Annotated in this window: 11 protein-coding genes; 7 read left to right on the plus strand and 4 right to left on the minus strand. The window is 57.3% G+C overall.

Annotated elements, in window-relative coordinates; genetic code table 11:
* The first annotated feature begins 210 nt into the window (after window positions 1-210).
* A complete protein-coding gene (locus HKD46_RS20285) occupies window positions 211-1,479 on the plus strand; it encodes an IS4-like element ISApu1 family transposase (RefSeq protein ID WP_011191342.1) in 1,269 nt (422 codons plus the stop codon).
* Window positions 1,480-1,500: 21 nt separating this feature from the next.
* On the opposite strand, the gene HKD46_RS20290 is transcribed toward HKD46_RS20285, so the two are convergent.
* Window positions 1,501-2,538, minus strand: coding sequence for a hypothetical protein (locus HKD46_RS20290; protein ID WP_114523324.1), 1,038 nt, complete (start codon window positions 2,536-2,538; stop codon window positions 1,501-1,503).
* Between the two features lie 606 nt (window positions 2,539-3,144).
* On the opposite strand from HKD46_RS20290, the gene HKD46_RS20295 reads away from it, so the two are divergent.
* The 5 genes from HKD46_RS20295 (at window position 3,145) to HKD46_RS20315 (ending at window position 6,787) form a co-directional block, all read left to right on the plus strand.
* Window positions 3,145-3,552, plus strand: a complete 408-nt coding sequence (locus HKD46_RS20295; protein ID WP_114523317.1) for an H-NS family nucleoid-associated regulatory protein — start codon at window positions 3,145-3,147, stop codon at window positions 3,550-3,552.
* 332 nt (window positions 3,553-3,884) lie between these two features.
* Entirely contained in the window at window positions 3,885-4,046 is a 162-nt protein-coding gene (locus HKD46_RS20300; protein ID WP_161507982.1) for a hypothetical protein, read from the plus strand.
* Window positions 4,047-4,286: 240 nt separating this feature from the next.
* Window positions 4,287-4,589 (plus strand): hypothetical protein, encoded by a 303-nt coding sequence (locus HKD46_RS20305; RefSeq protein ID WP_114523314.1) that lies wholly within the window; start codon window positions 4,287-4,289, stop codon window positions 4,587-4,589.
* 53 nt (window positions 4,590-4,642) lie between these two features.
* Window positions 4,643-5,704, plus strand: a complete 1,062-nt coding sequence (locus HKD46_RS20310; protein ID WP_161507983.1) for a tyrosine-type recombinase/integrase — start codon at window positions 4,643-4,645, stop codon at window positions 5,702-5,704.
* A 405-nt stretch (window positions 5,705-6,109) separates the two neighbouring features.
* On the plus strand, window positions 6,110-6,787 hold the full coding sequence (locus HKD46_RS20315) for a tetratricopeptide repeat protein (protein ID WP_171865897.1): 678 nt from the start codon (window positions 6,110-6,112) through the stop codon (window positions 6,785-6,787).
* 57 nt (window positions 6,788-6,844) lie between these two features.
* Here the strand turns inward: HKD46_RS20315 and HKD46_RS20320 are convergent, their stop codons facing one another.
* Entirely contained in the window at window positions 6,845-7,696 is an 852-nt protein-coding gene (locus HKD46_RS20320; RefSeq protein WP_171865898.1) for an OST-HTH/LOTUS domain-containing protein, read from the minus strand.
* A 303-nt stretch (window positions 7,697-7,999) separates the two neighbouring features.
* On the opposite strand from HKD46_RS20320, the gene HKD46_RS20325 reads away from it, so the two are divergent.
* The gene (locus HKD46_RS20325) at window positions 8,000-8,623 is read left to right on the plus strand and encodes a hypothetical protein (protein ID WP_171865899.1); all 624 of its coding nucleotides are present in this window, start codon (window positions 8,000-8,002) and stop codon (window positions 8,621-8,623) included.
* On the opposite strand, the gene HKD46_RS20330 is transcribed toward HKD46_RS20325, so the two are convergent.
* Window positions 8,620-11,586 (minus strand): Tn3-like element TnAs1 family transposase, encoded by a 2,967-nt coding sequence (locus HKD46_RS20330; RefSeq protein ID WP_001138014.1) that lies wholly within the window; start codon window positions 11,584-11,586, stop codon window positions 8,620-8,622. The two genes, HKD46_RS20325 and HKD46_RS20330, sit on opposite strands and share 4 nt — an antisense overlap.
* Window positions 11,587-11,589: 3 nt before the next feature.
* Window positions 11,590-12,150, minus strand: a complete 561-nt coding sequence (locus HKD46_RS20335; RefSeq protein ID WP_001161490.1) for a recombinase family protein — start codon at window positions 12,148-12,150, stop codon at window positions 11,590-11,592.
* Between the last annotated feature and the right edge of the window lie 260 nt (window positions 12,151-12,410).

Raw genomic sequence — 12,410 nt, forward strand, 5'->3', positions numbered from 1 at the left:
CGTGGTAGTCACTCCATACTCTGCTGTTATTTCAGGCGCCTGTAATCTTCCCCATATGGCTGTCATCTGAATAGCAATATCCAGCATATAGCCACCATAACCCTCACTCATGTACAGGATCTTTAGCGGCAACCAATTGAAATAGATATAAAAAAGGCTTCGTTTGTGATCTGATTTTATCGCCAAACAAAATCAACACGCGCGAAGCCTATGACTATTATCAACGCTAATTACTATCTGGAGCAACTCTTGGCTCCCGCCGCACTCGAGCGCATTGCTCGGCTCTGCAAGTTTTGTCTGCGTCAGCGTGCCATTACCCCAGCCATGCTCGTACCTGCACTGCTGCGGGCCATGGGAGGCGACCAGGTCAATGACATTGCCGGTTTACACCGCCATTTCAATGCCTTGCAACTGGTAAACACCCATCAGGTTTCTTACAAACCGTTTCACAATCAGCTGCGCAAAGAGAGCTTTGCCCTGTTTATGAAAGCCCTGGTCGAGCGGGCCATCGCCTTGCGTATCGACCATCAACTCAAAGCAGCCTCCCTCGGCGCGTTCAAGCAGGTGTTACTGCACGATGGCACCTCCTTTGCGGTGCATCGGCGCCTTGCTGCTGATTTTCCCGGCCGGTTCAAGACCATCAGTCCGGCAGCTATCGAGTGCCATATGACCATGTCACTGTCGGAGCAGAGCCCGTTGTGCATGAGTGTGTCTGCCGATACCGCAGGGGAACGGCAATTTCTGCCTGAAGCCCACACGCTGACCAACTGCCTGCTGCTGGCTGACGCAGGTTACATTGACAGGGCTTGGTTTGAGCAGGTGAACGACGCTGGCGGATTTTATCTGGTGCGCGGCACGAAAAGCCTGAACCCCAAGATAATCCAAGCCTGGCGCGGTGATGGACGGGAAGTACCCAAGCTGGCGGGACTATCTCTGAGAGAGGCCGGACGGCGACGCTGTCGGGCCGAGGTACTGGATATGGTGGTGAAGTCCGGCCAGGTCGAGTACCGGTTGATCCGGCGCTGGTTTGCTGAGGAAAAGCGGTTCTGTCTGTGGATGACGAACCTACCGCGAGCAGCATGGTCAGCAGAGCAGGTGATGAGCCTGTATCGCTGCCGTTGGCAGGTGGAGTTGTTATTTAAAGAGTGGAAATCGCACAACCGGCTCAAGGGGTTTGTGACGGGCGAGAAAGCGATTGCCGAGGGGTTGGTGTGGACGAGCCTGCTGTCGCTGGTGATGAAGAGACGGGTCGCGCAGAGTGTGATGAGTGGGGCGCTATCGATGCTGAAAGCGTCGAAGAACAGTGCGACGTGGTGGCTACCGCTATTGGAAGCAGTGGCCCATAGGGCGCTGACAGAAATAAGGGAAAGATTGGAATGGGCTGCCGATTATTTGGCCAAGAACGCCTGCCGAACCAAGCAGAGAAAGTCGATACAGAACAGGACCTTGGAAGGCGTTTTAAATGGACTCGCCGCTTAAGGTCCTGTACATGAAGGAGCGTTAGGCTCCCGGCACGACTTTAAAAATCAGCTCGTCGGAGGAGGTCAGCAGGGAGCGCGGTACACCCTCGACGTGGTAGTTGAAGACGACCTCATTCTCACTTTGAACCGTGTCGAGGATCTTGTAGCCCCAGTTCAGATGGGTAGTGCGATCACCGGAATCCGCCTTGAGCCTACGGTCAGTGTCCACCAATTCCCCCGGCACGTAATGGAGGTACTTCTGCCCGGCGAACCCCATATCCTCGGGGTCGGCGTTGGAAAGATTGCCACTATAACTGCCGCGCCCAAAACCAATAACGGTCATGGTCCGGGTCTGGCCGAGCCATGAGCCGACTGTGAAGTGATGTTCAGCGCAATCATCCACTATCGCTTTCACCACCACTGTGGCTTGCGCGTTGACGGTGTCGTTGAGGCCGGGCTGGATGGAGAAGTCCTTTACGGACACTACCTGATAGTCACGGTTGCACACTGTGGTGTTGGCCAGTTTGACCTGACCACCGAGCTTGGAGGTGGCCAGCCCGCTTCGTACTGTGCTGGTGGTGCCGGAAATGGACGCCATGGACTCGTACTTGCGCTTCGCCTCATCCGACAAGGCTGCACGGCTTACCGGGTTGGACGCTGCCGCGTCAGACAGCTCACCCAGGTGAGCCTTCAGGGTCATGTTCTGAGCGCTCATCTGGCCATACTCCTGGCCGGACTTCATATCGAGGTCAAAGGACATCGTTACCCGCATCTGACCGCTGTCCGCTGAGGTCACCGAGACCAGCTGGCTGTCGACAATTCCGCCTTGCACCATCTGCAGCTGTCGATCCATGCGGTTACCGTCGTCGGAGGTGACGCGGGCAAGGGTGCCGCGCTGCTGCTTGAGCGCCATGTCTTGCAGGAGTGGGGTGACCCGAGCGACCATCTGCCCGACGGTTTCGCCTGGAAGGGCGGTGGTGACGGTGTTGACTGTCACGGTTTCGGCCAGTGCCGGAAGTGCCGCTGCCATCAGGCTGATGGCCACGACAGGCAGTAAATGTCCACGTTGCATTTTCATGACTCTCGCCCTCAATGGGAGCTCCCTGCCAGTTCAAATTCCTAGTACAACATTGACCCAATATAGGCTTTGAAAAACGTTTGTCAAACGATATTGAATGGCGTTAACGGGTAAACGTATGCGTTTATGAATGGAGGGGGATCAGTTCAACGATGGTCCTGAAAGTCCCCGCAGGACTGAGATCTGTCCCAGGAGGACTTGGATGCACGCCTGGAGGGCTCAGGAACGTTGGTGCGGAGGCAAAACGGAGCAAAAAGAAGTAACGTTGTAGTAAAATGTTACTGAACGATGAGTACGACAATAGTAGGAAAAGCTATCCGGTTGCAAAGGAAAAATAACAGAACGGTGACCGACGTAGTGAGATTGGTAGGTGGAATATAGTTACAGCTAGTCAGCTGACATTAAGGTGACCGTCATAGTCTGTTATTCAGACAAGAAAAGATCAGCTGTGGTAGCTGGGGAAAAAAATACATCACAGTTCAATTTAAAGTGAATTTTATCGCCAAAGCATTTATAATCGCACCTTAACAACAACCTCTCCCAATTATTATTTTGAGCATTGCATAGAGCAATGCTGTGTTTATTTACGGCTTAAGTGAGGACGCTATGAACGAGTTTCTGAAAACACTCCTTAATATTCGCAGTCTGCGTGCTTCACTGCGCGAGTTATCATTCGAGCAGTTGGAAGAAGCGAAAGCAAAATTTGATTCGGTCTATCAGGAGCAATTGGACGAGATCAACAAAGCTCGTGAATTGGCAGAAGAGCGCAAGCGTAAAGTCAGTGAATTTGTCAGCCTGCTCGCAGATGCTGGAATAAATCCGCATGAACTGCTGGCCGAAGCAGAAGCTGTCGGAACGAAAGCCCCTCGTGGCCCGCGTATGCCACGCGAACCGAAATATCAGTATGAAGAAAATGGTGTCGTTAAAACCTGGACCGGCCAGGGCAGAACGCCGAAAGCCATTGCCGATCAGCTGGCAGAAGGCTTCGACCTGAGCGACTTCCTGATCAAGTAGTCGACTGCAAGAGACAAACAGAACCGCCTTCGATGGCGGTTTTGTTGTTTCTGCGACCGATCACGGTAAAGAGCCGGTGGTCGGGAGCCTTGACCCAGGCCAAATGAGCGGGTGTTTTAGGGTCTTCATAAATTTTTGTAAAAGTGTCAAACCCAGTGCTGGTGCGGTCTGGCGGCTAGGCAATTTAACATATTATCGGGGGTGACGCGGTGAGGCTTTTGAAGGGCTTTAGAGCCACCACATGACAGACGTCCCCCTGCTGGCCATAATGGGGCTGGCCGACCGGAGCTGGTGGCCGTCACGACTATATAAAGGAAGAGGATGGATCGCAGATGTTGGGATTGCGCGTGGAGTACCCGATAGCACGAGGTGAGTATTCGACCGGGGTGGTGATTGCTCACGATCCGGTGAGTGATGATGTGAAGGTGCAGGATGAGGTCGATGGTGAGGTCTATCGTGGCTCTGCCGACCAGATCACTGTGCTCACTGATTGATGGTACACGGCAGCGGCTGACCCGATCCGTCGCTGCACACAATTTCCGACCAAGACACTGGCATCCCCGAGCCGGTCACGCATTTTTCCCCTGAACGTCCACCTGCAGACTCGCTGGAAGCCTTCCGCTCGCTAAGTCCCCCTCACTGTTCGAAAACCCAGCAAATGAGTCCGGCTCTGGACGAGAACTCTCGATGAGATATAATAGGAATTATATCTCATCGAGACCCAGGAGCAGGATATGGCCATCCATCTACGTTGCGCATTTGACACCTACTACTTAGGTGATACAGCAATCATGCTGATCGACCGAAGCGAGCCGTTCTTCGCTTCGGTGACCAATGATGCCGACCAGGTGATCCCCTGGCTGGAGCAGAACGTCGATGGTGGGATTGGCCAGCGGAAGGTTTACTACCGTGATACCGATGGCCGCTATGACGAATTGTTGGTCAAAAATGGCCAGTTTGACGGCTTCAAAGCCTGCACCGCCAGTCAACAGACCCATTTCAGAAACTTTTATTACGCCAGTCCAGCTACGTTATGACCGCCTTGGTGACATCCCACTCCCTGCTCCCGCCCGCTGGTGTCGCGGGCCCGGTGCAACTCGACACTCAAGCGCTACGTCCGGATGACCTGTCGGAGCTGATGCGTCAGGGACGGTTGCGCGGAATACGGATAGAAGAAGACCCGCGGATCCAAGAAGCCATGAGCCGCTTTAGGCAGGAATTTCTGGATTCGCAGGACGCTTACTCACCCCGAACCGTCATGCAACTGCGCTCGATGTGGGGTCAGTTTGACGAGTGGTGCATTGCAAATGAGCTGCAGTCTTGCCCTGCAGAATTGGAAACCGTAAAGCGTTATCTCTCACTTAGAGCGGAGGACAAGCACCGCAACACCCTGGCGATGGACAACTGGGCCATTGGCAAGATCCACCGAGAGAGTGGCTGCCCGGATCCGACCATCGACACCAGTGTGAAGAAATTGCTGAAGGCCCTGACACGCAAGAAGATCATAGCCGATGAAGGCATCAAGCAGGCGTCCCCTTTACGGGAATGTTACCTGGACGAATTGGAACATCGGTGGTCTCGCAGTCCACTGCTGGCCGACAAGCGGGACATCGCCATCTTGATGGTTGCCTATGAGTCGATGCTGCGGGTATCGGAACTGGCCCGCATTAAGCTCTGCCACTTGAAGGTCAACCCTGACCGGTCGGCCGTGTTGCTGATACCCCGGACCAAGACCAACCATTCCGGTGAGCCCGATGTGACTGTCCTTTCACGACAGGCTATGCGCTTGGTGCAGGACTACTTCGAACTGGCCGAACGTCGGTTCGACACATCCTTGGATGAGCCGCTGTTTATCGGGATCACCCGTTACGGCAAGTGCGCTAACAGCCGGGAACCACTTCGCTATTCTACGTTTGACCGGCTCTATCACCGGGCGTGGGAGGTATTGGACCTCGAATCTGCCGGTATTCAGCCCTTTACCTGTCACTCGACTCGGGTTGGCGCGGCGCAAGATCTGGCCACCGCCGAGTTCAATGCCCTGCAGATCCAGCAGTCCGGCCGCTGGGCCAATGAGTCGATGGTGCTGCGTTATTGCCGCGGGATCATGGCCGAAGATGGGGCCATGGCCAAGTTCCGAAACCGTCGTCGATAAGAGATCATTGGTGGCCTTCCGTGTCCGAGAAAAACGTTTGTGCTCAAAGTTTTTCAAATTCACCAATGTATAATTCGCGTTGTTCAAAACAGGGAACTGTCGCGATCAGGACGCTTTCATGCTCGTAACTGACATGATCGTGGATGTATAAAGGAGAGGTGCATCCACAGGTGAATTGTCGGGCAGACGCAAGGAATGACACGACAAAATGATGGCTCATGACCATCATCTATGTCTCTGGGGTACGAGCCTTCACCGTCGCAAGTGAGGGCTTTTTTTGCAGACTTGAAAGGTGACCACCTTCATAGGTTCGCTATACCCCCTCCCAATGGCAGACCCGTTAGGTTCTCATACAGCCTACCTCTTCTAACATGAGCAACTTCCCTCGACATAATGGACATGTTTATGCCCCCTCTTCTTCGTGCAGTTTTTTTCTCTTTAGCGATCAGTTCTTTAGTGGCCTGTGGTCCGACAGATAAAGAGGTCTATCTCATGGATCTCCCTTCTCTGCACGTTGCTGCCACGGAGGGGAACGTGACGGCGCAAGTTCGTCTGGTCGAAATGTACCTGTCAGGCAATGGGGTTAAGAGAGATGCGAAGCTGGCCTTCGAATGGGCAAATAAAGCAACCGAACAGGGCAGCGTAAAGGGCCAATCTTTTCTCGGGCATATGTATATCCACGGTTTAGGCGTGCAGGCAGATCCCAAGAAAGGTCAGGAATTGGTCTTAAAGTCTGCGGAAGAGGGTGATCTAGACGCACAATTTTCCCTGTCGATGGACTACAGGAATGGATCCAATGGCATAGAAAAGGACTTTAAAAAAGGTGTCATGTGGCTTCGAAAGGTTGCCTTGAATGGTGAACCAGCGGCGCAAGAGCTTCTTGGTCTGTATTACTTACGTGGCGAAGATGTGCTTGAGAAGGACATCATAGAGGCATATGCGTGGTCTGCCTTGGCTGTAGAGAATGGAGCCGATGCAAGTAGAACGCGCGACGAGGCCCAGGCTGAGTTACGGCCAGATGATATGGAAGCCGCCAAGACCCTGTTATCGCGCTATAGAGATGAATACAAACCGAAAGACTAGGTGCAACCAGCACCCGAGGCGCTAAGTGGGCCCCCATCGCTTACCCGGTGAGCGCTTTTATCCCTGTCTTGTTCGATACCACGTCATCACCCCACCCTGCGAAGGGCGCTTTTCTACCTCGAAGAGTTGGGTGTGGTGAATGACCTCCCGCCAGCTGCTGCAGTCGTATTGGTTGGGTGATAAATCCGGCCACCCGTGGGTTTGAATGTGGTGGATCGCGTCGTTGAGCGGGGTCCAGCCGTCGATGGCGAGGGCTTCCTCGGCCAGCTGCAGCTGTTGCACGATGGTGGTGGCTTCCCAGTTATCGACGGGTTGGCCTGGGGTGTTGCCGTAGAGAATTTGATGCTCAAAGGGTGTGGATCTCACGATTTCCGCCATGGCTTGTTGGCTGCTTTTGAAGGATTCCAACAAGGAGTGCAGCGTTCTTAAGCTCTCCCTGATGAAGTGGAGTGCTTCCGCCAGATAGATGATTGCCTCTTGGCAGCTGGCCTCCGAATGGGTGTCAAAACGGCCATGGAAGCCGTGAACCAGCTCATTGCGTAACTTCAGTAGTTGCGTGAGCCTTTCGTTCAACCATCCTCCAAACTCCTCATCGAAACCATAGCTGATGCTGATATGTGGCCCGGTGAAGGACTCCTCATCAACCTCTGGCTTGTCCTCTGCCGTCGTTCTCTCGCAGAACTGCGTTATCAAATATCCTAGTGTTTGGTTACCTAGTACCTGTCGCTCACGCTCAATCTGCCCGGCCAGCTCAGCTGGGATTCCGCTGATCCGCAGAGTGGGCAAGACCACCTTGAGTATCATCTCGAACTTATTCATGTTGAGAAGGCAGCGACCGTACTGCAGGGCGATGTGGTCTTTTAATGCCGTCAATACCGGCGGATCGTTCACCGGGCCATGTCCATCCATGCAGTAATGTCCTTGTGCTGCTTGCCTCATGAGTTCGTTGAAGCACATTACCATGGTACAGGCATGTTGTGGGGAGTGGCGTATCGTCACTGGGGGCCCGCGATACCAGGGTTTCGTGGGCGGATTTACCCTCTCGATGTCCGGCGAGGACAATACGAACCTATGCCTAACGTCGTCTCCCTGGACGATCTGTTCTCCCCCTTTCCTTCTGCCTTTTTGCGGTTGCTTAGGAGTCCTAATGCCGTCCGCCACGGGTTACACTGGCAGTTGTCCGGATCCTCACCTCAACCGTAGCGGTGCGTTATGCAGCAAGAGTCACCTACTCACATCAGAGAGCATTTCTTCTACGTCTCCATAGCGAAGCATCTCTTTCAACATCCCCGCCATGGCATTGTGTCCGTGGTAGACCCCATCCGTGTGAAGGAAGCCTCGATGTACGGGCTGAGTCCGCTCATCCTGTACGGATTGAGCGTGCCGGGCACCAGCGTGCATTGGCTGGCGTTTTCCACTTGCGAGAAGCCGCTGAGCTTTATGCAGGTGTTGCAGGATGCGTGGTTAACCGGCAGTGGATTGCGTGGTCAACCAGACATCCTTCGGATCAATAAGCACGTCGCGCAGTCATGTCCTGGTTTGTCAGCGCAATTGGCCCGTATTGGGGTGGAGGTCAGACAGACTGAGCTTGGGGATAAATCCCATCCGGCGGCGCTGCGTACCGCACAAAATGAGGCCAACTGGCTCTTTGAGACGAACAGGATCTTGGATAGCCACGGACTGGGAGGCCCTGTTCCAGACGATGCGGTTTTGGCGCTGTGCAGAGCCGCGTTCCAAACGCATGAGTGGAAGTCGCGGTTTCCTGGTGTAGGCACAGAAAGAAGGGATCTGATGTACCGGGGGAGCCCGCAGAATTCGGAAAAAATCGTACGCTAAGGTTTTCCGGGCATCCGTAAGGGCCGAAACTTCCCGTCTTCCAGTCTGCGGCTCTGCCGCCAGACGTAATCGCCGGTTAGGTTGATGTGCTCCCAGCCCAGCGGCGACAGGAATTGCAGCAGCTCGCCGTCCACCGGCTTGCCGGCCTCGACCAACCCCTGGGTGGCGCGTTCCAGGTACACCGTGTTCCACAGCACGATAGCCGCCGTCACCAGGTTGAGGCCGCTGGCCCGGTAGCGCTGCTGCTCGAAGCTCCGATCCCTGATTTCCCCAAGGCGGTTGAAGAACACCGCCCTGGCCAGCGAGTTGCGCGCCTCACCTTTGTTCAGGCCGGCATGCACGCGGCGGCGCAGTTCAACACTTTGCAGCCAGTCCAGGATGAACAGCGTGCGCTCGATCCGGCCCAGCTCGCGCAGGGCCACGGCCAGTCCGTTCTGGCGCGGGTAGCTGCCGAGCTTGCGCAGCATCAGCGAGGCGGTGACGGTGCCCTGCTTGATCGAGCTGGCCAGGCGCAGGATGTCGTCCCAGTGGGCACGCACGTGCTTGATGTTCAGGGTGCCGCCGATCAGCGGGCGCAACGTCGGGTAGGCTTGCACGCCCTGCGGCACGTACAGCTTGGTTTCGCCGAGGTCGCGGATGCGCGGCGCGAAGCGGAAGCCTAGCAGGTGCATCAGGGCAAAGACGTGATCGGTGAAGCCGGCCGTGTCGGTGTAGTGCTCCTCGATCCGCAGGTCGGACTCGTGGTACAGCAGGCCGTCGAGCACATAGGTGGAATCGCGGACGCCGACATTCACCACGCGGGTGCTGAACGGCGCGTACTGGTCGGAGATATGGGTATAGAACAGCCGTCCCGGCTCGCTACCGTACTTCGGGTTGACGTGCCCGGTGCTCTCGCCCCGGCCACCCGCGCGGAAGCGCTGGCCATCGGAGGATGAGGTCGTGCCGTCGCCCCAGTGGGCGGCAAAGGCGTGGCGATACTGGTGGTTGACCAGCTCGGCCAAGGCCGCCGAATAGGTTTCGTCGCGGATGTGCCAGGCTTGCAGCCAGGACAGCTTGGCGTAGGTCAGGCCGGGGCTCGACTCGGCCATCTTGGTCAGCCCGAGGTTGATCGCATCACCGAGGATTGCGGACAGCAGCAACGTCCTGTCTTTGGCCTCGGCCCCGTCCTTCAAGTGGGTGAAGTGGCGGCTGAAGCCCGTCCAGTCGTCCACGTCCATCAGCAGTTCGGTGATCTTGATGCGCGGCAGTAACTGGCTGGTTTGGTCGATCAGCGCCTGCGCCCGATCCGGCACCGCCGCATCCAGCGGGGTGATTTTCAGCCCTGACTCGGTGAGGATGGCATCGGGCAGCTCGTTGTCCTTGGCCAGGCGGGTGACGGTGGCCAACTGCTCGTCCAGCAGCTGCAAACGCTCTTCCAGGTACTGGTCGCTGTTCGGGTTGATCGCCAGGGGCAGGGCCTGCTCGCGCTTGAGTGCGGCGAACTTCTCGGCCGGCAGCAGGTAGTCGTCGAAGTCGCGGAACTGCCGCGAGCCCTTGACCCAGATGTCGCCGGAGCGCAGGGCGTTCTTCAGCTCGGACAGGGCGCAGATTTCGTAGAATTTCCGGTCGAGGCCTTCCGGGGTGATCACCAGCGGCTTCCAGCGCGGCTTGATGAAGGCCGTGGGTGCATCGGCCGGCACCTTGCGCAGGTTGTCGGCGTTCATCTCACGCAGGGTCTGCACGGCTGCCAGCACGCCTTGCGCGGCCGGCGCGGCGCGCAGTTCCAGCACCTCCAGCAAGGCCGGCGTGTAACGGCGCAGGGTGGCGAAGTTCTCGCCGACCAGGTGCAGGTGGTCGAAGCCTTCCGGCCGGGCCAGCAGCTCGGCCTCGCTGACGCTCTCGGTGAACTCGTCCCAGGGAATCACCGCCTCGATGGCGGCATAGGGGTCGCTGCCGCTTTCCTTCGCTTCCAGCAGCGCCTGGCCGATCCTGGAGTACAGGCGCACCTTGTCGTTGATCGCCTTGCCCTGCTTCTGGAACTGCTGCTGATGCTTGTGCTTCGCGCCGCTGAACAGCTTGACCAGGATGCGGTCATGCAGATCGACCAGCTCATCGATCACGGTCGCGGTGCTCTCCAGCACCACGGCGGCCAGGGTCGCGTAGCGGCGCTGCGGCTCGAACTTACCGAGGTCTTTGGGCGTCATCTGCCCACCCTCGCGGGCCAGCTTGAGCAGGCGGTTCTGGTGGATGTGCCGGCCCAGGCCTTCGGGCAAGTCCACCAACTGAAATGTCTTCAGCCGCTCGATGTGTTCCAGCATGTGCCGAGAGTTGGGTTTCAGCGGTGCCTGGCGCAGCCAGGTCAACCAGGTGATGCTGCTGCCGGCCTTGAGCTTCAACAGCTCGTCCAGCTTGGCCCGATGCGAGTCCGTGAGTGGTTCGACCAGGGCGCGGTAGACCCGCCGATTGGCTCGCGCAATGGCTTCCGAGCAGGCCCGGTCAATCACGCTCAGCGCCGGCAGGATGCGTCGTTTCTGCCGTAGGCTCTCCAGGGCCTGACCGGCCAGCAGCAAGCCTTTGTCGGTCTGCTGGGCCAGCTCGGTTAGCTCGCGCACCAGGGCGCGGAAGTCGGACAGGCCGAACGGGGCCAGTTGCAGGTAGGTGCGCAGTTCCTGGGCATGCTCGCGACGGGTCACGTCGCGCTCGCCGTACTTTGCCCAGCTCGCCGGCTCGGCCTGGACTTGCTTCGCCACCCACAGGATGACCGGCTCGGGCAGCTCGCTGTCGGTTCCCAGCGCGTAACCGGGGTAGCGCAGCAGGCAGAGCTGCACGGCGAAGCCGAGGCGGTTGGCGTCGCCGCGTCGCTGGCGGATCAGCGACAGGTCGGAGTCGTTGAAGGTGTAGTAGCGGATCAGGTCATCCTGGCTTTCCGGCAGCGCAAGCAGGGTGTCCCGCTCCGTGGCCGAGAGGATCAAGCGACGCGGCATGTGTCAGTCGTCCGTGCGGAGGTACTGGTAGAGGGTTTCCCGGCTGATGTTGAACTCGCGGGCAAGCTGCGCCTTGGGCTCGCCGGCCGTCGCTCGCTGCCGCAGGGTAGCAGCCTGCTCATCGGACAGGGCTTTCTTGCGGCCCCGGTACGCGCCACGCTGCTTGGCCAAGGCGATGCCCTCACGCTGCCGCTCGCGGATCAGGGCGCGCTCGAACTCAGCGAAGGCCCCCATCACCGACAGCATCAGGTTGGCCATCGGCGAGTCCTCGCCAGTGAACACCAGGCCCTCCTTCAGGAACTCGATGCGCACGCCGCGCTGAGTCAGCTTCTGTACCAAGCGACGCAGGTCATCGAGGTTGCGGGCCAGCCGATCCATGCTGTGCACCACCACTGTATCGCCTTCGCGGACGAAGCTCAGCAGCGCTTCGAGCTGGGGGCGCTGGGTGTCCTTGCCCGATGCCTTGTCGGTGAACACCTTGCTCACCTGGGTTTGTTCCAGCTGGCGTTCCGGGTTCTGGTCAAAGCTGCTGACCCGGACGTAGCCGATGCGGTGCCCCTGCACGATGTCTCCTTGGTTGAAGGCGGCTTAAGTGCACTTTCTGTTCCGTTGTGCCTCAAAGCCCATTTCTGTCAGGCTGAAATCTATAACCTTCGCGGGCATGTGTCAAAAAATGGGAAAGCAGACTCTATTCTGACTGTCGTTTTCAGAAGACGGCTGCACTGAACGTCAGAAGCCGACTGCACTATAGCAGCGGAGGGGTTGGATCCATCAGGCAACGACGGGCTGCTGCCGGCCATCAGCGGACGCAGGGAGGACTTTCC

The sequence above is a fragment of the Aeromonas sp. TW 6 genome (assembly GCF_013168745.1).
GTDB classification, from domain to species: Bacteria; Pseudomonadota; Gammaproteobacteria; order Enterobacterales; family Aeromonadaceae; genus Aeromonas; species Aeromonas caviae.